23 protein-coding genes are annotated in these 21,318 nt (G+C 66.5%); 10 read left to right on the forward strand and 13 right to left on the reverse strand.

From position 1 onward, the window contains the following. Nucleotides 1-3: 3 nt before the first annotated feature. Genes C6Y44_RS21940 through C6Y44_RS21950 form a run of 3 tightly spaced genes read right to left on the reverse strand, consistent with a single transcriptional unit; the run spans nucleotide 4 to nucleotide 3,721 of the window. Nucleotides 4-1,023, reverse strand: coding sequence for an aldo/keto reductase (locus C6Y44_RS21940; protein ID WP_225623653.1), 1,020 nt, complete (start codon nucleotides 1,021-1,023; stop codon nucleotides 4-6). After that, nucleotides 1,016-2,419 (reverse strand): acyl-CoA reductase, encoded by a 1,404-nt coding sequence (locus C6Y44_RS21945; RefSeq protein ID WP_159417429.1) that lies wholly within the window; start codon nucleotides 2,417-2,419, stop codon nucleotides 1,016-1,018. The genes C6Y44_RS21940 and C6Y44_RS21945 overlap by 8 nt, the downstream gene beginning before the upstream one ends. 3 nt (nucleotides 2,420-2,422) lie before the next feature. Continuing rightward, entirely contained in the window at nucleotides 2,423-3,721 is a 1,299-nt protein-coding gene (locus tag C6Y44_RS21950; RefSeq protein WP_159417428.1) for a hypothetical protein, read from the reverse strand. A gap of 132 nt (nucleotides 3,722-3,853) precedes the next feature. On the opposite strand from C6Y44_RS21950, the gene C6Y44_RS21955 reads away from it, so the two are divergent. Continuing rightward, a complete protein-coding gene (locus C6Y44_RS21955; protein ID WP_159417427.1) occupies nucleotides 3,854-4,507 on the forward strand; it encodes a TetR/AcrR family transcriptional regulator in 654 nt (217 codons plus the stop codon). Here the strand turns inward: C6Y44_RS21955 and C6Y44_RS21960 are convergent. Both C6Y44_RS21960 and C6Y44_RS21965 read right to left on the reverse strand, forming a co-directional pair. Further along, the gene (locus C6Y44_RS21960; RefSeq protein WP_159417426.1) at nucleotides 4,493-5,335 is read right to left on the reverse strand and encodes an SDR family oxidoreductase; all 843 of its coding nucleotides are present in this window, start codon (nucleotides 5,333-5,335) and stop codon (nucleotides 4,493-4,495) included. The genes C6Y44_RS21955 and C6Y44_RS21960 overlap by 15 nt on opposite strands. Before the next feature lie 22 nt (nucleotides 5,336-5,357). Further along, nucleotides 5,358-5,801 carry a VOC family protein gene (locus C6Y44_RS21965; RefSeq protein ID WP_159417425.1) on the reverse strand — a complete coding sequence of 148 codons (444 nt, stop codon included), beginning with the start codon at nucleotides 5,799-5,801 and terminating at the stop codon, nucleotides 5,358-5,360. A gap of 103 nt (nucleotides 5,802-5,904) precedes the next feature. Here C6Y44_RS21965 and C6Y44_RS21970 point away from each other — a divergent pair, with 103 nt between their 5' ends. The 4 genes from C6Y44_RS21970 to C6Y44_RS21985 are packed head-to-tail and all read left to right on the forward strand — an operon-like array spanning nucleotide 5,905 to nucleotide 10,011. Further along, a complete protein-coding gene (locus C6Y44_RS21970) occupies nucleotides 5,905-7,206 on the forward strand; it encodes an acyl-CoA dehydrogenase family protein (protein ID WP_159417424.1) in 1,302 nt (433 codons plus the stop codon). After that, nucleotides 7,203-8,225, forward strand: coding sequence for a phosphotransferase family protein (locus tag C6Y44_RS21975; protein ID WP_225623654.1), 1,023 nt, complete (start codon nucleotides 7,203-7,205; stop codon nucleotides 8,223-8,225). Before C6Y44_RS21970 ends, C6Y44_RS21975 begins: the two co-directional genes overlap by 4 nt. 11 nt (nucleotides 8,226-8,236) lie before the next feature. After that, nucleotides 8,237-9,016 carry an enoyl-CoA hydratase-related protein gene (locus tag C6Y44_RS21980; protein ID WP_016692294.1) on the forward strand — a complete coding sequence of 260 codons (780 nt, stop codon included), beginning with the start codon at nucleotides 8,237-8,239 and terminating at the stop codon, nucleotides 9,014-9,016. A gap of 26 nt (nucleotides 9,017-9,042) precedes the next feature. Continuing rightward, nucleotides 9,043-10,011, forward strand: coding sequence for an NADPH:quinone oxidoreductase family protein (locus C6Y44_RS21985; RefSeq protein ID WP_159419105.1), 969 nt, complete (start codon nucleotides 9,043-9,045; stop codon nucleotides 10,009-10,011). A gap of 156 nt (nucleotides 10,012-10,167) precedes the next feature. Here the strand turns inward: C6Y44_RS21985 and C6Y44_RS21990 are convergent, their stop codons facing one another. From C6Y44_RS21990 to C6Y44_RS22025, 8 genes are all read right to left on the reverse strand, one after another. Further along, nucleotides 10,168-10,767: a hypothetical protein gene (locus C6Y44_RS21990; protein WP_318653658.1), complete on the reverse strand. Its 600-nt coding sequence runs from the start codon at nucleotides 10,765-10,767 to the stop codon at nucleotides 10,168-10,170. Next, complete coding sequence (locus C6Y44_RS21995; protein WP_026061153.1) at nucleotides 10,674-11,279, reverse strand: TetR/AcrR family transcriptional regulator; 606 nt, start codon at nucleotides 11,277-11,279, stop codon at nucleotides 10,674-10,676. The genes C6Y44_RS21990 and C6Y44_RS21995 overlap by 94 nt, the downstream gene beginning before the upstream one ends. A 97-nt stretch (nucleotides 11,280-11,376) precedes the next feature. Beyond that, nucleotides 11,377-12,519, reverse strand: a complete 1,143-nt coding sequence (locus C6Y44_RS22000; protein ID WP_159417423.1) for a thiolase family protein — start codon at nucleotides 12,517-12,519, stop codon at nucleotides 11,377-11,379. Beyond that, on the reverse strand, nucleotides 12,512-13,348 hold the full coding sequence (locus tag C6Y44_RS22005) for an enoyl-CoA hydratase/isomerase family protein (RefSeq protein ID WP_159417422.1): 837 nt from the start codon (nucleotides 13,346-13,348) through the stop codon (nucleotides 12,512-12,514). The genes C6Y44_RS22000 and C6Y44_RS22005 overlap by 8 nt, the downstream gene beginning before the upstream one ends. Then, entirely contained in the window at nucleotides 13,345-14,610 is a 1,266-nt protein-coding gene (locus C6Y44_RS22010; protein WP_159417421.1) for a CaiB/BaiF CoA transferase family protein, read from the reverse strand. The genes C6Y44_RS22005 and C6Y44_RS22010 overlap by 4 nt, the downstream gene beginning before the upstream one ends. Then, nucleotides 14,610-15,377, reverse strand: coding sequence for an SDR family NAD(P)-dependent oxidoreductase (locus C6Y44_RS22015; RefSeq protein WP_059384039.1), 768 nt, complete (start codon nucleotides 15,375-15,377; stop codon nucleotides 14,610-14,612). Before C6Y44_RS22015 ends, C6Y44_RS22010 begins: the two co-directional genes overlap by 1 nt. Next, entirely contained in the window at nucleotides 15,377-16,543 is a 1,167-nt protein-coding gene (locus C6Y44_RS22020; RefSeq protein WP_085470198.1) for an acyl-CoA dehydrogenase family protein, read from the reverse strand. The genes C6Y44_RS22015 and C6Y44_RS22020 overlap by 1 nt, the downstream gene beginning before the upstream one ends. Before the next feature lie 79 nt (nucleotides 16,544-16,622). Continuing rightward, nucleotides 16,623-16,934 (reverse strand): hypothetical protein, encoded by a 312-nt coding sequence (locus tag C6Y44_RS22025; protein WP_059384038.1) that lies wholly within the window; start codon nucleotides 16,932-16,934, stop codon nucleotides 16,623-16,625. Between the two features lie 295 nt (nucleotides 16,935-17,229). Here C6Y44_RS22025 and C6Y44_RS22030 point away from each other — a divergent pair, with 295 nt between their 5' ends. The 5 genes from C6Y44_RS22030 (at nucleotide 17,230) to C6Y44_RS22050 (ending at nucleotide 21,143) form a co-directional block, all read left to right on the forward strand. Beyond that, complete coding sequence (locus C6Y44_RS22030) at nucleotides 17,230-17,766, forward strand: carboxymuconolactone decarboxylase family protein (RefSeq protein ID WP_159417420.1); 537 nt, start codon at nucleotides 17,230-17,232, stop codon at nucleotides 17,764-17,766. A gap of 4 nt (nucleotides 17,767-17,770) precedes the next feature. Then, entirely contained in the window at nucleotides 17,771-19,039 is a 1,269-nt protein-coding gene (locus C6Y44_RS22035) for an aromatic ring-hydroxylating oxygenase subunit alpha (RefSeq protein WP_120280520.1), read from the forward strand. Beyond that, nucleotides 19,036-19,362: a hypothetical protein gene (locus C6Y44_RS22040; RefSeq protein WP_059384037.1), complete on the forward strand. Its 327-nt coding sequence runs from the start codon at nucleotides 19,036-19,038 to the stop codon at nucleotides 19,360-19,362. The genes C6Y44_RS22035 and C6Y44_RS22040 overlap by 4 nt, the downstream gene beginning before the upstream one ends. Nucleotides 19,363-19,665: 303 nt before the next feature. Further along, entirely contained in the window at nucleotides 19,666-20,958 is a 1,293-nt protein-coding gene (locus tag C6Y44_RS22045; protein ID WP_085470199.1) for a cytochrome P450, read from the forward strand. After that, nucleotides 20,955-21,143: a ferredoxin gene (locus tag C6Y44_RS22050; protein ID WP_059384035.1), complete on the forward strand. Its 189-nt coding sequence runs from the start codon at nucleotides 20,955-20,957 to the stop codon at nucleotides 21,141-21,143. Before C6Y44_RS22045 ends, C6Y44_RS22050 begins: the two co-directional genes overlap by 4 nt. Nucleotides 21,144-21,318: the final 175 nt, after the last annotated feature.

Genomic DNA, 21,318 nt, shown 5'->3' on the forward strand with positions numbered 1-21,318 from the left:
ACGTCACCTCCCGCCGGTGCTCTGGAGAGCACCGGCCATCGACGGCAGGGCGTCCGGTTCGAACATCGCCCGGCGTTGCCCCAGGAAGTCGTGCGGGTATCCGGCCGAGATCGCCGAGGCCTCCTCCAGCCGCGCCAGCTGGTCGTCGCTCAGCTGCAGGGACAGTGCTTCGAGATTGTCGCGGAGCTGTTGGGCCGTGCGGGCACCGACCGACAGCAGCAGCCCCTGTCGACGCACCCAGGCGAGAGCCACCCGGGCGCTGGACGTGCCGAGTTCGTCGGCGATCTCCCGGGTCACCTTCACGATGCGTTGCATCCGGAGGGTGAGAGCGGCCAGGGATTCGTCCGTGTGGTCGCGGGCCAGTGCACCCCGCGCGAGCGGACTCCACGCATACACCGGGAGTCCGAGATGCTCTGCCATCGGCAGCAGTTCGCGTTCGGGTGTACGGGCCAGGAGGGAGTACTCGACCTGCAGGGCACAGAACGACGTCCAGCCACGCAGCTCGGCGATGGCGTTCGACCGGGAGATCACCCACGCCGGGGTGTTGGAGATCCCGATCGACAGCACCGTGCCCGCCCGTACGAGATCGTCGAGCGCACGCAGAGTTTCGGCTTCCGGCGTGCAGCGATCCCACGCGTGGACCCAGAGCACGTCGAGATAGTCGGTGCCGAGTCGTCGCAGGCTCGTCTCCACACTCCGGCGCAGACTCTTCCGGTTGCTGCCGCCGGAGTTGGCGTCGCGGGGGTCGGTGGGGAGCGTGTACTTGGTGCTCACCACCACCGCGTCACGTTCGGAGGCGATGAACCGGCCGAGCATCTCCTCGCTCGCCCCGTTCGTGTAGTTGTTCGCGGTGTCGACGAAGTTGCCTCCGGCCGCGCGGTATTCGTCGTAGACCGCGCGGGACTCGGTCTCGTCGGCGCCGAAGCCCCATTCGGTGCCGAAGGTCATCGCACCGAGGCACAGTTCGCTCACGCGGATACCGGACGAGCCGAGCACGCATTGCGCCATGATTCCGTCAGGCATCGTCGTCCACCACCCAGTTGACGAAGCGGTGCAGCGGGTACATGCCGTCGTGCGGGCTGCCCATGCTGCCCTTCAGCGCGCTGCCCAGGCGGACGATGCGCTGCACCCCGGCGGTGGCGAGCCGGTCGCGGATCTCGGCCTTGCGGTGGAACGGGTAGACACCGACTGTCTGGGTGGCCACGGTGGCGTAGGAGGCGGCCTCGTCGAGCGTCGAGATCGGCAGGACGTTGACGGTCTTGTTGGTCGGGTGGAAGTCCACCATCTCCGGCGAGCGCACCACGAGGCCGCTGCCGTCGGGCTTGCCCCACACCTTGTAATCCGGTTCGAGGAAGCGCATTCCCTCGACGGCGTCGCGGATCTCGGCGTCGGGCTTCGGTCCGACGGCCTCCGCGAAGTCACGGTCCACGCCGAGTCGTTCGTGCAGCAGGGCACAGAACCGGTCGATCTGGTCGTCGTCGCCCTCGACGCAGATGTGCCGCGCCGCCAGGCACGCGTCCTGGTTGAAGATCGTCGCATCGAGGGCCGCCAGTTCGGCGACCTCGCGCAGGGTCTCCTCGGATTCGAAGGCCTCGCGGCCGACGATCGACATCGACACCTTGGGATCGAAGGAGATCAGCTGGAAACCCGGTCCGGCATAGCGCGCGGCGTTCTCGATGGCCGAGCCACCACCCCACGCGACGAGCTTGTCGAAGTACTGGGAGCGGTAGAGGATGTTCTCGACCTTCTCGTCACCACCGCGCCAGTACACGGCGGACATCGACCGCAGTACCGGGTGCCCGGGGGCGATGTCGGCCATGGTCCGCAGCACCGCGACGGTGGTGAACGGGTCGGCCGAGGGCATCTTGAACAGGTTGACGCCCTTGGTGAGTGCGGCGTCGGCGATTGTCGTCATCGCGGCGCTCGGCGAGTTCCCGGCCATCATGTGGACCAGGCGCGGCGGGAAGGCGCGGACGCGGCTGACGTTGCCGTTCGGGTCGGTGCGCTCGGCCCAGCCGTCGAGCACGTCGAGGCCGCCGAAGGTGCGTTCGAGCCGGTATTCGAGGGCCTGCCGGGTGAGGAACTGACCCGGCCGCGCGAAGGTGTTCTCGATGATGCGGCGCGGCAGGGCGCTCACCTGGACGGTCATCTCGAGGGATTCCTGGAGGTATTCGTTCTTCTCCAGGGTCAGGTACTGCGCGGTCTCGACGAGGAAGTCGATGATCTCGGAGATCGGCACGTCGAATGCCGGCCCGACCTCCGAGCGCGACGCGAACAGACCGTTGTATTCGAGTTTCGGGGTGACGAAGGGGACGCCGAAGTCGCGGGAAAGGTATTCGCTGTCCTCACCCCAGACGATCTCGCCGCGGACGAAGTGCGGGACCTTGATGCGGGTACGGGCCGGTGCGGTGGTGGTCATGGCTCACTCTCCCGAGAGTCCGCGGACGTAGGCGTCCATCGTTCCGGCACAGGTGATCTTGTCGTCGTCACCGAGGTCGGAGTAGCGGACGATGTTCGGCAGCACGGTCTCGCCGGGCCGGCCGCACGGGCACGTTCCGAGGTCGACGGTGATCCGGTCGCCGGAGATCGTTCCGCCCCACCGGCCGTCGACGGTGGTGTCGACGAAGGCCGCGCGTCCTTCGACGATGGTGCCCTCCCGTTCGGCGAGGGCGCTTCCGTCCTTGGTGAGGACGAACAGCACGATCTCGTCCGGCACGTGGTAGCGGCCCTCCTCGGGGCACTTGAACATGCGGTTGTTGAGTTCCTGCATCGAGTAGTAGTGCAGGAAGCGCTCCGGCACGATGTTGAGGAGCCGGTAGATCTGTTCCTGGTAGTCGGCGGGAAGGTTCGTGCCCTTCAGTCCGCCGCCGCTGGTGAGTGCGTTGTTGCCGGTGATGTCGCCGTCGCGGATGCCCTTCTCCCGCAGGATCTCGCAGAGCCGGAACAGTTGCGGGAACTGGGAACTGAAGAGGATGTCCTCGGACTTGTGCGCGACGATCCGGTCGGCGAAGTGGTGCAGTCGCCGATCCTGTTGGGCGGCGCGCTCGGCGGATTCGGCCTCGAAGCGTGCGATGTCGTCGGGGGCGGCGGTGCCGTCGGCCATCTCACGGCGCATGGCCGACAACGTGGCCATGTAACGGTGGAAGCCCTCGGCGGGCGCCCCCTCGAAAAGCGGAAGGGCGTCCGGGCGGGAGAACTCGCGGATGATCAGGTCGCGGACACCGTTGTGCTGGGTCTGGCCGGTCTCGGGACCGACCGGGATGACGTGCCAGCGCTTCTCCGGCGGCAGTCCGAGCGCGGTGAAGCAGTCGAGCAGGTTCTGCTTGTTGACCTCGAGATCACGCTGGGACTTGTTGAGGAAGGAGCCCTTGCCGCTGGTCCCGCTCGAACTCGACACCATGTGGCCGGCCTTCTCGAGGGCGGCGATCCAGTCGTCGACGTCGGCGACCCCGGAGACGTCGACGTCGTCGACCGGGCGGCTCGACAGGGAACCGAGCCAGCGGTTCATCTGCTCCCACCGGCCCTTGGCGATGAGCGTCTCGGGATAGCTCTTGTAGGTGGTGTGGGGAAAGAGCAGAGGGATCATGTCCTCGCGGGAGCGGATCTCCTCGATGCCCTGGTCGGCGGCGCGCTGTGCGAGCACGGGGACCCGGTCGCGTCGTTGCTGGAAGTACGCGTTCAGCGTCGCGACGACGTCTTTCTGCAGGGTTGTTTCTGTCATCTGGTGCCCTCCGGCCCTCTGGGTGCGGAACGTCGATAACTTGACTGGTAGGTATAGATAAAGAATTGCTGCAACCATACCCATGGGAAAAGTTTTGTGTCCAGAACCGGAACGATTTGGCACACTTCCCTCATGACCCCGACCCGCAGCGAGCAGGACACACGACGCCGTGGTGGACGCCCCACCAGGGAGGAAGCGAGCCGGCTCGACGACGCGGTACGCGAGTCCGCCCTCCGGCTGTTCCTCGAGAACGGCTACGAAGGCACGACGATGAACGCCATCGCCGCGGCGGCCGGCACCACGAAACCGTCGCTGTACGCGCGTTTCCCGACCAAGGAGGACGTCTTCCGGTACGTCCTCGGCTGGGCCATGCAGCGCACCGACTGGCCGGCACCCGAACCGGAGATCCCCGACTACGACGATCTCGGGGACTCACTGACCGCCATCGCGGAGGCCGCCGTCCGGCGCGCCCTGGACCCGTCGATGATCAAGCTCCAGCAGGTCGCCATCGCGTACGCCTCGCGCTATCCGGACATCGCCCGGAAGGCCCTCGGCCCCGGTTACTGGCCCCGCAGGAAACAGGTCGCGGATCTGCTCCGCCGGCACGCGGCGACGGGGAGCATCGTCGCCGACGACCCCGACACGCTCGCAGAACTGTTCCTGGCCATGGCATCCGGCGGTCCTGCACGCCTGGCCTCGTTCGGGATCGTGCGCGGGACGGAGGACGTCGACGCCCACGTGCGGGCCGTCGTGGACCTGTTCCTGCGCGGTCTACGTCCGGACTGACGCGCGTCCGGCTTCCGAGGTGATCGAGGCGACCACACCGCCGTCGACGAGCACGTCGGTGCCGTTGACGAAACTCGCCTCGTCGGACAACAGGAAGGCGACGACGGCGGCGAGTTCCTCGGCACGGCCCGTACGGCCGAGCGGCGTCGCCCGTACCATCTCGCCCATCGACTCGTTGTGGTCCGCCTCCTGCCGGCCCTGAGGAGTATCGATGATGCCCGGCGACACGGAGCATGCGCGGGCACCGACCGCCCCGAGCCGCACGGCTTCGTCGCGTGCGAACTGCTGCACACCGTATTTCGCCCACGCATAGGCGACGCCGGGATGTTCGATCGCCTCCCCCACGACCTCCCGGAGACGGTCGAGGAAGTCCTCGGCGAGCGGATCCGCGAGCACGGCGATCTCTTCCGGTGACGGCTGCATCCGCCCGATGTTCGGTGCCATCGAGGCGAAGTAGACCGACGCGGTGCCCGCGGTCGCGAGCGGACGGAGCACCCGGGCGAGCCGCGCGGTCCCGACCAGGTCGACGGCGAAGATCCGTCGCCAATCGGCCATCGTCGGCGAGATGCCCGCCGCATGTGCGACCGATCGCAGGGCCCCGAGTTCCGTCACGCGCGCAGCCAGTCGTTCGAGTCCGTCGACGTCGGTGACGTCGAGGACGAACGGTTCGACCCGTGTCCGATCACCGTTCAATTCGTCGGCGGTGGCGCGGACGGTGTCGGCGTCCAGGTCGACGAGCAGCACGGTGTCGACCGTGCCGATCATGCGTTGCGCGCACGCGTATCCCATTCCGCGACCGGCTCCGGTCGCGATCCCCACGGTGGTCATGACATGCAGTCCTTTCGGATCATCAGGATGCCGCCCAGCACCGTGAGAGTCCGGATTCGGCGGTGCGGGTGACGAGTTCGACGAGTACGCCCCGTCGGCTGCGGGCGAATGCGAAGAACATACCGCCGTCCGGCAGCGCGCGGGTGGCCTCGACGACGAATCCTTCCTTCTCGAGAAGACGGCAGTCCGACTCGACGTCGTCCGACCAGTAGCCGAGGTGGTGGATACCGGAGGTCGCGGCCCACAGGGGTGCGTCGGGCACCGCCGAGACGATCTCGATCCGCGGTTCGGTGACCGAATAGGAGCACTGCAGATCGACGCTCCGGCCGCCGTCCGGCAGCGTCACGTCGACGGCTCCGCCCACCTGCGGTCCCCACTGGTAGCCGAGCAACGTCGAGAGTTCGTCCCGGGCGGCGCGCGGGTCGTCGGTGACGATCCCGAGGTGGAAGAGGTCTTCGGCCTTCATGTCTGCGCCTTTCGGATGTAGATGTTCCAATTGCTCTTCGGTCGTGTAAGAATGGGATTCTTGGTATCGAGATAGATATTCTCACCGATGGAAGGGAGGCGCAATGGCCTGGGACTTCGAAACCGAGCCCGAGTACCAGAAGAAGCTGGACTGGGCCGATGCATTCGTGCGCGAGGAGGTCGAGCCTCTCGACCTCGTGTGGGAACACGAACAGTTCGTCCCTCTCGACGGACTCCGCCGCAAGGCCATCGACCCTCTCAAGGAGAAGGTTCGCGCAGAAGGTCTGTGGGCCACCCATCTCGGCCCCGAACTCGGTGGTCAGGGATACGGACAGCTGAAGCTCGCACTGCTCAACGAGATCCTCGGGCGCTCGTCGTGGGCACCGATCGTGTTCGGTTGCCAGGCACCCGATACCGGCAACGCCGAGATCATCGCCCATTTCGGCACCCCCGAGCAGAAGGAGCGCTACCTGCAGCCGCTGCTCGACGGCGAGGTGTTCTCCTCGTACTCGATGACCGAACCGCAGGGCGGTGCCGATCCCGCCCAGTTCCGGTGCCGCGCGGTCAAGGACGGCGCCCATTGGGTCATCGACGGGTGGAAGTTCTTCTCCTCCAACGCGCGCACCGCCGAATTCCTCATCGTCATGGTGGTGACGGATCCCGACGTCCCCGTGTACAAGGGCACGTCGATGTTCCTCGTCCCCACCGACACACCGGGCGTGAACATCGTGCGCAACGTCGGCCTCTACGGCGAACCGCTGAACGAGGGCACCCACGCGCTGATTCACTACGACAACGTGCGTGTGCCCGCCGACGCGCTCCTCGGCGAGGAAGGCCAGGCATTCGCCGCCGCGCAGGTGCGACTCGGTGGCGGTCGCATCCACCACGCGATGCGCACCATCGGCCTGGCCCAGAAGGCCCTGGACATGATGTGCGAACGCGCCCTCAGCCGCGAGACGGCCGGCAGCCGCCTCTCCGACAAGCAGGCTGTGCAGGGCTACATCGCCGACTCCTACGCGCAACTCGCACAGTTCCGTCTGTTCGTGCTCAGCACCGCGTGGAAGATCGACAAGTACAACGACTACAAGAAGGTCCGCAAGGACATAGCGACAGCGAAGATCATCATGCCCACCGTGCTCCACGACATCGCGTGGCGCGCCATGCAGGTGCACGGTGCACTGGGCGTCACCAACGAGATGCCGTTCTTCAAGATGATCCACGGCGCAGCGGTGATGGGCCTGGCCGACGGGCCGACCGAAGTGCACAAGACCACCGTCGCCAAGCAGGTCCTCCGCGACTACAGCCCGGTCGACGACATGTGGCCCTCGGAGTGGATCCCGAAGAAGCAGGAAGAAGCCCGGAAGAAGTACGCCGACTACATCGAACTCGAAGTGGGGAATCTGTGATCGACACCGAGCGTCTCGCCGAATGGATGGACGAGCAGGGCCTGCCCGGCAAGGGCGCGCCGCTCGACGCGAAGTATCTCTCCGGCGGTACACAGAACGAGATCTACAAGCTCACGCGCGACGACTTCACGTGCGTCATCCGCATCCCTCCGACCGGCGCGCCGGTCGACCGCGACAGCGGGATCATGCGCGAGTGGCGGATCATCCAGGGACTGGCCGGAACCGACGTCCCGCACACGAAAGCCGTAGCCGCATGTGAGGACACGTCCGTTCTCGGCCGCTCCTTCTACCTCATGGGTCACGTCGACGGATGGTCGCCGATGGATCACCGCGGCACCTGGCCCGCGCCGTTCGACACCGATCTCGACGCTCGCGCCGGCCTGGCCTACCAGCTCGCCGAGGGCATCGCCCTCTTGTCGAAGGTGGACTGGAAGGCACAGGGCCTGGAGGATCTGGGACGTCCCGACGGTTTCCACGACCGGCAGGTGAGCCGATGGACCCGCTTCTTCGAGCGGATCAAGGCCCGCGAGATCGAGGGCATGGACGTCGCGACGAAGTGGCTCGAGACCCATCGTCCGCTCGACTACATCCCCGGTCTGATGCACGGCGACTACCAGTTCGCCAACGTGATGTTCGAGCACGGCGCCCCCGCGAAGCTCGCGGCGCTCGTCGACTGGGAGATGGGTACCGTCGGCGATCCGAAGCTCGACCTCGGCTGGATGCTCATGAACTGGCCCGAGGATACGAGCGCGAACGAGGACAGCGCGGTCAGCTACGTCGACCTGACCGGGATGCCCGGTCGCGCGCAGATGCTCGCGCACTACGCCGAGGTCTCCGGCCGCCAGGTCGACGACATCGACTACTACCTGATCCTCGCCAAGTGGAAGCTCGCCATCGTCCTCGAACAGGGCTTCCAGCGGGCCGGGGACGATCCCAAGCTGCAGTCCTACGGACCGGTCATCACCAGTCTCATGAAGTCGGCCGCCGATCTCGCCGAGTCGACGGATTACAAGGGCTGAAGGGGTCTGCGATGACGACTGTCGTGGAAGGGCTGGTGGAGGAACGGCACGGACCGGTGCTCGTCCTCCGCATCGATCGGCCCGAGGCGCGTAATGCCCTCAACGGAGCCGTACTCCGCGGAATCGGCGCTGCGGCCCTTCGGGCAGAGGCGGATCCGGAGATCCGGGCAATCGTGCTCACCGGCACGGGGGACCGGGCATTCTGTGCGGGCATGGACCTGCGGGCGTTCGCGGAAGGCGAGGACATCGGCACCGACTCCGAGGAAGCCGCCGGATACGCCCGGCTGTCCAAGGGCGAACTCACCGTCCCTGTCGTCGGCGCCGCCAATGGCAGCGCTGTGGGCGGCGGGCTCGAACTCCTCCTCGGCGCCGACATCATCGTGGCGTCCTCCGAGGCGAAGTTCGGCCTGCCCGAGGTGAAGCGGGGTCTCTTCCCCGCCGGCGGCGGCACCGCCATCGGCACCCGCATCCCCGTCGGGGCGGCACTCGAGCTGACCCTGACGGGGGATCCGATCACGGCACAGCGCGGCTACGAACTCGGACTGATCAATGCCGTGGTGGCGCCCGATCAGGTCCTGGACACCGCACTCGACTACGCCCGGCGGATCGCGGCGAACGCCCCACTCGGCCTGTCCGCGGTGAAGGAACTCGTCCGGCTCGCGCAGGCCGATCCCGAGCGTGCCGGCGAGCGACTCTCCCACTGGCAGTCGGTCGTCTTCACCAGCAATGACGCGAAGGAAGGCGCCACCGCGTTCATCGAGAAGCGGGCGCCGGTCTGGCAGGGACAGTGACTGCCGCGGCCGCACCGACGAGCACCGTGCGCGCGGTCGTCTGCACCGAATACGGGGAACCCGAATCCCTTCGGATGGAGTCGCGGCCGTCGTCCCCGCTCGCCCCCGGTCACGTCCGGGTGCGTGTGGGAGCGGCCGCAGTGAACTTCCCCGACGTCCTCCTCGTGGCGAACAGGTACCAGATCAGCGTGCCTCCACCCTTCGTTCCGGGCAGCGAGTACGCGGGCACGGTCGTCGAGGTCGCGGACGATGCGGACGGATTCTCGGTGGGCGATCGTGTCACCGGCACCGGGCTGGTCGGAGCGTTCGCCGACGAGGTGGTTGCTCCCACGAAGGCCCTGAAGAAGACCCCGGACGGGATCGACGACCGGACCGCCGCATCCTTCGGAGTGGCGCACCGGACGGCCTATCACACGCTCCGGTCGGTGGCGCGCCTGAAACCCGGGGAACGACTGGTCGTCCTCGGGGCCGGAGGCGGTGTCGGCCTGGCGGCCGTGCAACTCGGTGTGGCGCTGGGCGCTTCGGTCACGGCCGTCGCCTCGTCGGCCGACAAACTCGCGGTCGCGTCGTCCTACGGCGCCGCGCACACGATCGATCACCGCACGAGCGACCTGCGTTCGGCCTTGAAGGACGCGTTGCCGGAGGGGGCCGACGTCGTCGTCGATCCGGTGGGTGGCGAACTCTCGGAGCCGGCGCTCCGGTCGCTGGTCCGCGGTGGACGTTTCGTCACCATCGGGTACGCGTCCGGTTCGATCCCGCGGATCCCTCTGAATCTCGTTCTGGTCAAGGGTATCCGGATCATGGGTTTCCAGTTCCAGGATCTCGATCCGGAGGAGTACCGGCGGAACGAGGCCGAACTCGTGGACCTGCTCGTCTCGGGCACGGCGGTTCCGCACATCGGCGCGGACTATCCGCTCGAGGACGCCGCGCGGGCGCTTCGTCACGTCGCCGACGGACGAGCGGTCGGGAAGGTCGTCATCGACATGTCCCGCTGATCGTCCTCGCGCGACGAACCGATCCTTGCGCGCCCTACACACCGAGCGAACCCCGGTTCGGCGCGCAAGGATCGACCGGCGCAGCAATTCTCTTCCGGCACTACGACTGCGGCCCGGCCTCCGAGCAAGGAGACCGGGCCGCAGTCGTCGTGGTGCTCAGGCCATGGAGACGAGGTTGCCGCGCACACGGAGCGTGTCGGCACCTCCGGTGAGGAACGATTCGGTGGCAGCGATCGCGGTCGCCGGTGCCGCGGCAGCGGCGAGGGCATGCGACTTGAAGACCTGGGCCGCGCGGCTCAGGCGGTGCTGCAGCGGCACGATGCGCGAGTCGAGTTCGGAGGGGACGTTCTCGCCCCACAGCGCAACCGTGGTGGGACTGTCCGACATCGCCTCGAGCACACCGTTGCGGATCCGCTCGTCGGACGCGTAGAGATCGGCGGCGACGGCGACCATGTCGGGCATGGGACCGTAGGGTGCAGAACTCAGAGCGGACTCGAGGTCGACCGCCTTGGTCGCGCCGAGGATCTCGAACGGCCGCAGATCGGAACTCTGCGGAACGACGACCACCACTTCCCAGCCTGCCGCAACCTGGTCGTACAGCCAGCCACCGGTGTACCGGACGGCGTCGGCGACCTTGGGCGCGACGACGGCGACCCTTCGTCTCAGGATGTGGCGGCGGGCATGAGCTGTTGCTCGAGCGACTGTATGTAGTCCTCGAATATTGCGGTCAGTGGGAGCGAACGATCGAGCAGCCATGAGGTTTCCATTCCATTCAGGAAAGCGACGATCTCCACCGCTTTGACGGCTGGGTCCACATCCGTTCGATATCGCCCGGCGTGTTGTCCACGCCGGATGCCGGCTTCGACCGCGTCGAGAGCCGCCTGATACCGCCCGAGTAGGCGATCGTGCAGAGGGGCATCCGGTTCCAGGTTCTCGATGAGAAGCACCGCATACATTCCGACCAGTTCGGGCGACTCCTCGAAACGCTTCGGGAGTTTCCTGAGCTGTTCGACGAGATCCCCCGTCCGATCCACACGAGCGTCGTCGTCGTTGTCGCGGGCGTCGAGCACCGCGTGCAACAACTGGTCCTTCGACTCGAAGTGATGCAACAGCCCTGCCGGGGTCAATCCTGCTTCCCGGGCGATCTGGGCGAGGCTCGTGCTCCGCCACCCGTTCCGCGCCAGAAACCGCTGGGCAACGCTGAGAATCAGCTCCCTGCGATCCTCACCTCTGGCGAGGAGAGTGTCGTATGCACGCTGGGACAACAGCCCTCACTTCGTTGAAGAAGAACAACCTACTGAACGCACATTAGGTCATTTTCCCAAGTGTGACAAGGGTCTCATCAGATATATGTTTCGCGATGGATCACAGGAGTTCGACGACGGTCGCGTTGGCGGTCCCACCGCCCTCGCACATCGTCTGGAGACCGAAGCGGATGCCCTGATCACGCATGTGATGGATCATCCGGGTCATCAGCACCGCACCCGAACCGCCGAGCGGATGACCGAGCGCGATCGCCCCTCCGAGCGGATTCAGCTTCTCCGGATCCGCGCCCGTCTCGGCGAGCCACGCCAGCGGCACCGACGCGAATGCCTCGTTGACCTCGAAGACACCGACTTCTCCCAGTGCGATGCCGGCCTTCGCCAGGGCCTTGTCCGTCGCGGGGATGGGCCCGGTCAGCATGAGGACGGGATCGGCGCCGGCGACGACACCGGCCCGGTACCGGACCAGCGGAGTGAGCCCGAGCTCCCGGGCCTTCTCCGGCGTCGTCACGAGCAACGCCGCCGCACCATCGGAGATCTGCGACGAATTACCGGCGTGGATGACGCCGTCCTCGGCGAAGGCGGGCTTCAGATCGGCCAGCTTCTCGACGGTCGATCCCCGCCGCACCCCTTCGTCCACCGACACCACGCCCGCCTCGGTGGGCACCGGGACGATCTGTGCGTCGAACGCACCGCGGTCCAGCGCAGCGGCGGCACGCTCGTGCGAGAGCACCGAGAACTCGTCGAGACGGGTCCGGGAGAAACCCCACTTCTGAGCGATCTTCTCGGCAGAGATGCCCTGGTTGAACGAGAACCCGTCGTACCGGGCCAGCGCCTTCGGTCCGTACGGCTGACCCGACGCCCGCGCCGAACCCAGCGGCACACGGCTCATCACCTCGACACCACCGGCGACGACGACGTCCTGCTGACCGGACATCACCGCCTGCGCAGCGAAGTCGAGCGCCTGCTGGCTCGACCCGCACGCGCGGTTGATCGTCGTACCCGGGATCGATTCGGGCCAGCCGGCGGCGAGGACCGAGTACCGGCCGATGTTGCTCGACTGGTCTCCCACCTGCGAGACACAGCCCCACACGACGTCGTCGACGACCGCCGGATCGATACCCGCGCGCTCGGCGAGTGCCTGCAGGACGTGCGCCGACAGATCCGCCGGATGCTCGCCCGCCAGTCCCCCGTTGCGCTTGCCGACCGGCGTGCGGACGGCCTCGACGATGACTGCTTCACGCATGTACTTCTTCTCCACTCGTAGTCTGTGGTTCCGGAGTCTGTATTTCCGGGTTCAGTGCCCACCGGCCGGTGAAGCGGACCTCGCGCTTCTCGGCGAAGGCACGGAACGCCTCGGGGGCGTCGACGGTCCCGAAGTTGACCGCCTGGGCGCGCGCTTCACCGGCGAGAGAATCCCGCAGGCCGCGGTCGACGGCTTCGTTGAGCAATGCCTTGGTCTGGGCCAGGGCGACGGGCGGACCGGCCGACAGCCGAGCGCAGAGATCGTCGACGAACGCGTCGATGCCCCCCTCGGATTCGATCCAGGTCACCAGCCCCAGCCGGTGCGCCTCGTCGGCGTCGATGGCCTCGGCCAGCAACGCGAGTCGTTTCGCTTGCTGCAGACCGACGAGCCTCGGCAGCAACCACGTGCCGCCGAGATCGGGTGACAGTCCCCGCTTGGCGAAGATCTGCGAGAAGGTCGAGCGCGGTGTCGCGACCACCAGATCGCATCCGAGCGCCAGGTTCCAGCCGGCCCCGTAGGCGACACCGTCGACCTTCGCGACGGTGGGAACCGGAAGTTCGTGGAGCAGCAACGCGACGTCCGTCAGTTTGCGCAGCTTGCGCAAGGGATGTGCGACACCGGGATTGGCGATATCGGCGCCGGAACAGAACGCGCCGGCCGCGCCGGTGACGACGAGGACACGTACGCCCGGGTCGTCGGCGGTGTCGACGAGGACGTCGTGCAATGCCTGCCAGAGCGGACCGTCGATCGCGTTCTTGCGATGCGGCCGGTTCACCGTGAGGGTCCGGACCCCGTCGTGGTCGTCGACGAGAAGAGAATCGGTGCTCATTCGGCTGCCTCCGTGTCCGGTGCGCGGTATGCGGGACCGATCGCGCCGGTCTCGCGCAGCCGCGCGATCTCGGTGCGGGTGATCCCGAAATCCTGCAGCACCGCATCGGTGTGCTCACCGAGCCCCGGTACCGCACCCATGGGCAGTTCGAAGCCCGCGACGACCGGTGGGGGAAGCAGCGCCTCGATCGGTCCGTTGGGGGTTGCGACCTCCCGCCAGCGATCCCGGGCCTGCAGCTGGGGATGTGCGATCACGTCGCTGGGCAGGTTGTACCGGGAGTTGCCGATACCGGCCTCGTCGGCGATCTTCTGGATGTGTGCGAGGGGATGCCGGGCGCACCACTGCGCGATCGCCTCGTCGAGCACGGCGCGATGTTCGCAGCGACCGGCATTGGAGCGGAAACGCTCGTCGTCGGCCAGATCGTCGCGTTCGATGATCTCCCGTGCGAGTCGCTGCCATTCCCGGTCGTTGGTGGTGCCGAGGACGACGACCTGGTCGTCGGCGGTGCGGTACGACCCGTACGGTGAGACGGCGGGCGACGACATGCCCAGCGGTTGCTGGTTCACCCCGGAATAGCGCGTGTAGGTCAGCGGGTATCCCATGAGCTCGGTCATCGTGTCGAACAGGCTCACCGACACCTTCGACAGGCTGCCGCCGCGACCACGGTGCCGTTCCTTGCCGCACAGCAGGGCGAGGATCGACACGGCCGAGTACAGGCCGGTGGTGATGTCCGCGACGGGCGGCCCGGGTTTCGCCGGCATGCCGGGATGGCCGGTGACCGCGCACGCCCCCGATTCCGCCTGGATCAGAAGGTCGTAGGCGCGTTTGTGCGAGAGCGGACCACCGGGACCGTAACCGTCGATCTCGACCGAGATCAGTTCGGGATAGAGCTCCTCGAGCCGGTCGGGTGACAGTCCGAGCCGCGCGGTCGCGCCCGGCGCCAGATTCGACACCAGCACGTCGGAGCGGGCGAGGATCCGGTGCAGCACCGCGATCCCGTCGTCCGACTTCAGGTCGAGTGTCACCGATTCCTTGCCGCGGTTGGCCCATACGAAATGTGCTGCCATGCCACCGACGACGTCGTCGTAGTCGCGCGCGAAGTCACCACCGCGGGGGTTCTCGATCTTGATGACCCGCGCACCGAAATCGGCGAGCGTCCGCGTGCACATCGGTGCCGACACGGCCTGCTCGAGGGTGACGACGGTGACGCCCGCGAGCGGGCCGTCCGAGCCCACAGAATCTGTTGTCACCGTCTCGGTCATCACATCACCATGCCACCGTCGACCGGCAGCACCTGCCCGGTGACGAACGATGCCGCGTCGGTGGCCAGGAAGACGAACGCTCCGGCGACCTCCTCCGGGGATGCCCAGCGACGCAGCGGAATACGATTGAGCATGTTGGCGGCGAACTTCTCGTTGGTGCGGATCGTCTCCGTCATGGGAGTCGCGGCGAGCGGGGCCAGCGCGTTGACGAGGATGTTCTTGCGGGCCAGCTCGCGGGCGAGCGACTTGGTGATGCCGATGATCCCCGCTTTGGCCGCGGAGTAGTTCACCTGCCCGAGCGTGCCGGTGATGCCCGCCGAGGAGGTCACGTTGATGATGCGTCCCTTGCCGTCGGTGGCGAGGAAGGGCAGTGCCGCCTGCGAGCAGTTGAAGGCGCCGAGCACGTGGATGTCGTGGATGCGCTGGAACGAGTCGACGGTGGTGTCGGCGAACATCGCCGGGTCGGTGACACCGGCGTTGTTGACGAGGATGTGGAGCACGCCCTCGGTCAGACCGGCGGCACGCGCCATCGCGGCGTCGGCCGCCTCCCGGTCGCGGACGTCGAGCGCGGCGCTGTCGGCCTTACCACCGTTCACCGAGATCCGTTCGGCAACAGCGGCTGCGGCGTCACCGTTCACATCGGTGACGAGCACGGCCGCACCGGCGGCCGCGAGGGCTTCGGCGACGGCCGAGCCGATACCGCCGGCCGCGCCGGTCACCACGGCCGACCGCCCGGTGAGATCGAAGAGAGAATTGTTCACGGCCATCAGTAGCTCCTCGGCAGTCCCAGAGTGTGTGAGCTCAGGAAATTCAGGATCATCTCCTGGCTGATCGGTGCAATGCGCATGACGCGCGCTTCGCGGAAGTACCGCGAGACGTTGTACTCCTCCGAGTAGCCCATGCCGCCGTGCGTCTGCAGCGCACGATCGGCAGCGGTGAATCCCGCATCGGCACAGAGGTATTTGGCGGTGTTGGCTTCCCGTCCGCACGGCTTGCCGTTGTCGTAGAGCCAGGTCGCCTTGCGCAGGACGAGTTCGGCGGCATCGAGGTGGGCGAGCGAATCGGCGAGGGGGAACTGGATTCCCTGGTTCATGCCGATCGGGCGGCCGAAGACTTCGCGTTCGTTGCCGTACCTGACCGCCTTGTCGAGCGCCACGCGACCGATGCCGAGGGCCTCGGCGGCGATGAGCATGCGCTCGGGGTTGAGGCCGTCGAGCAGATACTCGAAACCCTTCCCCTCCTCACCCACGCGGTCCTCCACCGGCACCCGCAGGTCGTCGATGAACAGCTCGTTCGACGTGACGGCGTTGCGCCCCATCTTGCGGATCGGGCGGATGTCGACGCGGCTGCGGTCGAGATCGGTGAGGAACAACGTCATGCCGTCGGTCTTCTTCTGCACCTCGTCGTACCGCTGGGTACGGGTCAGCAGCAGGATCTTCTCGGATTCCTGCGCCTTCGAGATCCACACCTTGCGGCCGTTGACGACGTAGTGGTCGCCGTCCCGCCGGGCGAAGGTGGTGATCCGCGAGGTGTCGAGGCCTGCTCCGGGCTCGGTGACACCGAAGCAGACGTGCAGGTCGCCGCTGACGATGCGCGGCAGGGTGCGGGCCTTGAGCTCGTCGGAACCGTGCTTGACGACCGGCTGCATGCCGAAGATGTTGAGGTGAATCGAGCTCGCGGCGTTCATGCCGCCGCCCGAACGCGCGACCTCCTCGAGCAACAGGGTGGCCTCGGTGATGCCGTATCCGTGCCCGCCGTACTCCTCGGGCATGGTGATACCGAGCCAACCACCGTCGGCCATGGCCTTGTAGAACTCCGAGGGGAACTCGTGGGCGAGGTCCTTCTCCATCCAGTACTGGTCGTCGAACCTCTTCGTCAGTTCGGCCACCGACTTGCGGATGAGCTCCTGATCCTCGCTGAGTTCGAAACTCATTCCGCTCATCGTCGGCACCGCCGGCCCTGCGGGCGGGGCTGCACGTCATCGAGGTTCATGGGGGTCCCTTTCGTGTCGGTCAGTCGGAGGCGGGAAGCGGCTTCGCGGCCTTGAGAGTCATGGGGATACCGCCGTAGCCGAGTTCCCCGGGCCCCGAGGAGGTGCACAGCACCTCGACCGTGTCGTCCGCGTCGACGTAGCGCTTGCCGAGAACGGTGACGGCGTCGCCGGCCGACGGTTCGGGTCGGCCCGGCGGCGCCGGAATCATCGGGGCGCCACCGCATGTGAGTTCCTGTGCGTTCTCCGCAGGGGCGCGGACCACGACGACCCTCGTGGAGCCTTCGGCGGCGGCGAGCTGCACTCCTGGACGAAGTGGTGCGGGTGTGGTCACGGCGTACCTCTCTTTCGATCGCTCGACGGCGAGCGCGACCCCGGGTGGCTCGTGCGATGAAAACTATCCTCTCTTTTGAGGAGAATCAACCTTCGCGACGCGCCGCCCACAAGAGGAGGAGGCTCGTAGATCTCATGCATCCACCGGCAGCGTGGAGCGACAGCCGCTCCGCGCGCGAGCTTCCCACCAGCAGAAACGGGACATTTCTCGCGGAACGTTGACTATCCGGCGCGGACGTGGAAATCTATCGATCAGAAATGAGAATGCAATTCTCTCGAACAGGGAGGAGGTTGATGTGGCACTGCTATCCCCGCTGCCGGCGGAACTCTGGGACGAGGACGTCGACGCAGCACTGAAAGGTCTTATGCCCCGGCACATGAGGAATCCGGAGCAGGCCGGCACCGCGATGGCGACGCTCGTCCACCATCCGGAGTTGACCAAGGCCTTTCTCGGCTTCAGCGTGCATCTTCTGTTCCGATCCACACTCCCGGCCAGGCTGCGCGAACTCGTGATCCTGCGGGTCGCCGCACTGCACGACTGCTCGTACGAGCGGGAGCACCACATCGAGATCGCGCGCACCGAGGCCGGCCTCACGCCGGACGAGATCGCCGCGGCCGTCGACGGGTCGGCCGAGGATCCGTTCGAGCAGCGCCTGCTCGACTCCGTTCGGGAGTTGACCGAGACCTCGCGCATGTCCGAGGAGACCTGGACAGCGCTCTCGGAGCATCTCACCACCAAACAACTGATGGACCTCATCTTCACCGTGGGTGGCTACAGCCTGATGGCCATGGCCTACAACACCTTCGGTATCGAGTTCGAAGACGAAAGGTAGAACCTTGCCCCACTTCACCAAGCCGGCCGAGGGAAGCTGGACCGAGCACTATCCCGAACTCGGCACCGCACCCGTCGACTACACCGACTCCATCGATCCCGCCTTCTTCGAGGCGGAGCGCGAGGCGATCTTCAAGCGCACGTGGCTCTACATGGGTCGCGTCGAGCAGCTGCCGCGCGTCGGCAGCTACTTCACCAAGGAGATCCCGTCGGCCGGGCCCGGCACCTCGCTGGTCATCGTCAAGGGCAACGACGGCGTCATCCGCGCGTTCCACAACGTGTGCCGCCACCGCGGAAACAAGCTGGTGTGGAACGACTTCCCCAACGAGGAGACCGCCGGTAGCTGCAAGCAGTTCACCTGCAAGTACCACGCCTGGCGCTACAGCCTCGAGGGCGATCTGACCTTCGTGCAGCAGGAGGGCGAGTTCTTCGATCTCGACAAGAAGGACTTCGGACTCAAGGCGGTTCGCTGCGAGACGTGGGAAGGGTTCATCTACATCAACCTCGACGACGACGCAGCTCCGCTCGTCGACTACCTCGGCGACTTCGCCAAGGGTCTCGAAGGCTACCCCTTCGACAAGATGACCGAGGTCTACAGCTACCGCTCTGAGATCAACGCGAACTGGAAACTGTTCATCGACGCCTTCGCCGAGTTCTACCACGCACCGATCCTGCACATGAAGCAGGCGGTCAAGGACGAGGCCGAGAAGCTCGCCGGCTACGGCTACGAGGCGCTGCACTACGAGATCAAGTCGCCGCACTCGATGATCTCCTCGTGGGGCGGCATGGCCCCGCCCAAGGACCCGAACATGGTCAAGCCCATCGAGCGCGTCCTGCGTTCGGGTCTCTTCGGCCCGTGGGACGTTCCGGACATCGAGGGCCTGGCCGAGGATCAGCTGCCTCCGGCGGTCAACCCCACCAAGTTCCACAGCTGGGGCCAGGACAGCTTCGAGTTCTTCCCGAACATGACGCTGCTCATCTGGAAGCCGGGCTGGTACCTCACCTACACCTACTGGCCCACCGCCGTCGACAAGCACATCTTCGAGACGAGCCTGTACTTCGTCCCGCCGAAGAACGCTCGCGACCGCCTCGCGCAGGAACTCGCCGCGGTGACTTTCAAGGAGTACGCGCTCCAGGACGCGAACACCCTCGAAGCGACCCAGACCATGATCGGCACCCGCGCAGTGACCGATTTCCCACTCAACGACCAGGAAATCCTCCTGCGCCACCTCCACAAGACCGTCGCCGATTACGTCAAGGAGTACCAGAAGTGACGACTCTGCCCACCGAATTCGCCGACCTCGAACCGTATGCCGACTGGGCTCTGGCCACCGAGCCCGAGCGCTACGCCAAGCGGCTGGCGTCGAGCATGCCCGAGATGCAGCAGTTCTACGACGCCGCCTTCGGCCGACTCGAGGACGCCATCACCTACCTCGACAAGTTCGATCTGGACGACCTCGACGACGATGCCCGCGCGCTCATGCACCTGATGCAGTCGCTCGTGATGGTCTCGTTCCCCGTCGAGGTCTGGAAGCAGCCCCGCGTGCCGGACAGTGGCGCCGCCTGGGTCACCATCACCAAGGAACCGGTGGTGTGATGCCACCCGTCGGGACACTCCGGCGATGAGCACACCTCGCGCCCGTACCCGAACCCTCCGGGGTTCGAGTACGGGCGCGTTGTGGTTTCTTCGGTTCCACGCCGTCCGTATTTCAAGATCGAACACAGTTGGTCGATTGTCGTCACGTGATCGATCACAAGTCCGATATGCACGAAAGATCCCCTCGCGCCGGACTTTCCGACCCATGGTTGGATGTGCGGGCGAGACACGGCTTCGAGCGCGGGACGGCCGCGGGGCGAGGTCGAACTCTGCACCAGCCCACAGCCTGCCCCGGGAGGAAACATGACCGACATCGAGACGAAGAACTTCTTCACCGATCCGGATCTCGTCGAGGACCCGTACCCCTATTACGACGCCCTGCGCGAGGGATGCCCGGTCAGGCGCGAACCCCACCACAACGTCATGATGGTCACCGGCTACGAGGAGGCGATCCAGGTCCTGAGCGACGAGCAGACCTTCTCGTCGTGCATCTCGGTGACCGGCCCGTTCTCCGGCCTTCCGGCCTGCCCCGAGAGCGACGACATCACCGACTTCATCGAGGAGCACCGCCCCTCGCTGCCGATGAACGACCAGCTCCCCACCATGGATCCCCCGCAGCACACCGACCATCGCGGCCTGCTGATGCGGCTCATCACTCCCAAGCGCCTCAAGGAGAACGAGGCCTTCATCGAGCGCATCGCCGACCGGCTCCTCGACGACCTGCTCGCCCGGGGCGAGGGCGACTACATCACCGGCTTCGCTGCGCCGTTCGCGATGCTCGTCATCGCCGACCTGCTGGGCGTGCCGGAGAGCGACCACCAGGAGTTCATCGAGGGCCTGAACATCCAGGTGGAGAAGGGCTTCTCGCTCGGCAGCACCGAGGGTGAGGCACTGAAGCTCAACCCGCTCGAGTTCCTGTACAAGAAGTTCGGCCAGTACATCGAGGACCGCCGCGCGAACCCCACCGACGACGTGCTGACGGGCCTCGCCACCGCGACCTTCCCCGACGGCACCCTGCCGCCCGTCGACGACGTCCTGCGCATCGCCGCGAACGTGTTCTCCGCCGGCCAGGAGACCACCGTGCGTCTGCTGAGCTCGGCGCTGCGGATCATCGCCGAGCAGCCCGAACTCCAGAAGACCCTGCGCAGCGAGCCCGATCGCATCCCGAACTTCATCGAGGAGACGCTGCGTTTCGAGAGCCCGATCAAGGGCGACTTCCGACTCGCGAAGACCCCCACCACCATCGGCGGGGTCGACGTCTCGGCCGGCACCATCATGATGCTGGTCAACGGTGCCGCCAACCGCGACCCGCGTCAGTTCTCCGATCCGAACGACTTCGACATCGACCGCCGCAACGCCCGCACCCACATCGCGTTCGGTCGCGGTGTGCACTCGTGCCCCGGCGCCCCGCTCGCCCGCACGGAGGGGCGCGTGGGCATCCAGCGTCTGCTCGAGCGCACCAGCGAGATCCGGATCTCCGAGAAGGTGCACGGCCCCGAGAACGACCGGAAGTTCGGTTACCTGCCGACCTTCATCCTGCGCGGCCTGCTCGCGCTGCACCTCGAGTACGCGCCGGCGGAAGGTGAGTCGAAGTGAAGGTCTTCGTCGACGACGACGCCTGTCGCGGACACGGAGTCTGCCTCGCCGCCTGCCCGGAGGTCTTCGACCTGAGCGACGGCGGGTACGCGGTCACGCTCGTCTCCGAGGTCCCGGCCGAGCACGAGGAATCCGTGCGGGAGGCCGCAGCGGGTTGTCCCGAAAGGGCGATCCGGCTCGACTGAGTCACGATCGAAACCGAACACGGGCGTCGGTCCGGACCGAAAGGTCCGGGCCGACGCCCTTTTTCGTTTCTCCCATCGAGGGTCGATTGACGCCGTCCGGGGTTGTGTGAAAACCTCATAATCAAGATATGAGAGTGACATTCTCATGATGTGTCGCTCTCCGATGAAAGGACGA

This window comes from Rhodococcus rhodochrous (genome assembly GCF_014854695.1).
Lineage (GTDB): Bacteria > Actinomycetota > Actinomycetes > Mycobacteriales > Mycobacteriaceae > Rhodococcus.

Coding starts and splice junctions, on each gene's coding strand:
- C6Y44_RS21955 (WP_159417427.1), top strand. CDS start 3,854: ATGACCCCGACCCGCAGCGAGCAGGACACACGACGCCGTGGTGGACGC.
- C6Y44_RS22020 (WP_085470198.1), bottom strand. CDS start 16,543: ATGAGTTTCGAACTCAGCGAGGATCAGGAGCTCATCCGCAAGTCGGTG.
- C6Y44_RS21980 (WP_016692294.1), top strand. CDS start 8,237: ATGACGACTGTCGTGGAAGGGCTGGTGGAGGAACGGCACGGACCGGTG.
- C6Y44_RS21970 (WP_159417424.1), top strand. CDS start 5,905: ATGGCCTGGGACTTCGAAACCGAGCCCGAGTACCAGAAGAAGCTGGAC.
- C6Y44_RS21940 (WP_225623653.1), bottom strand. CDS start 1,023: ATGCCTGACGGAATCATGGCGCAATGCGTGCTCGGCTCGTCCGGTATC.
- C6Y44_RS21960 (WP_159417426.1), bottom strand. CDS start 5,335: ATGACCACCGTGGGGATCGCGACCGGAGCCGGTCGCGGAATGGGATAC.
- C6Y44_RS21945 (WP_159417429.1), bottom strand. CDS start 2,419: ATGACCACCACCGCACCGGCCCGTACCCGCATCAAGGTCCCGCACTTC.
- C6Y44_RS22015 (WP_059384039.1), bottom strand. CDS start 15,377: ATGGCCGTGAACAATTCTCTCTTCGATCTCACCGGGCGGTCGGCCGTG.
- C6Y44_RS21965 (WP_159417425.1), bottom strand. CDS start 5,801: ATGAAGGCCGAAGACCTCTTCCACCTCGGGATCGTCACCGACGACCCG.
- C6Y44_RS22005 (WP_159417422.1), bottom strand. CDS start 13,348: ATGAGCACCGATTCTCTTCTCGTCGACGACCACGACGGGGTCCGGACC.
- C6Y44_RS22010 (WP_159417421.1), bottom strand. CDS start 14,610: ATGACCGAGACGGTGACAACAGATTCTGTGGGCTCGGACGGCCCGCTC.
- C6Y44_RS21950 (WP_159417428.1), bottom strand. CDS start 3,721: ATGACAGAAACAACCCTGCAGAAAGACGTCGTCGCGACGCTGAACGCG.
- C6Y44_RS22045 (WP_085470199.1), top strand. CDS start 19,666: ATGACCGACATCGAGACGAAGAACTTCTTCACCGATCCGGATCTCGTC.
- C6Y44_RS21990 (WP_318653658.1), bottom strand. CDS start 10,767: ATGGCTGCTCGATCGTTCGCTCCCACTGACCGCAATATTCGAGGACTA.
- C6Y44_RS22000 (WP_159417423.1), bottom strand. CDS start 12,519: ATGCGTGAAGCAGTCATCGTCGAGGCCGTCCGCACGCCGGTCGGCAAG.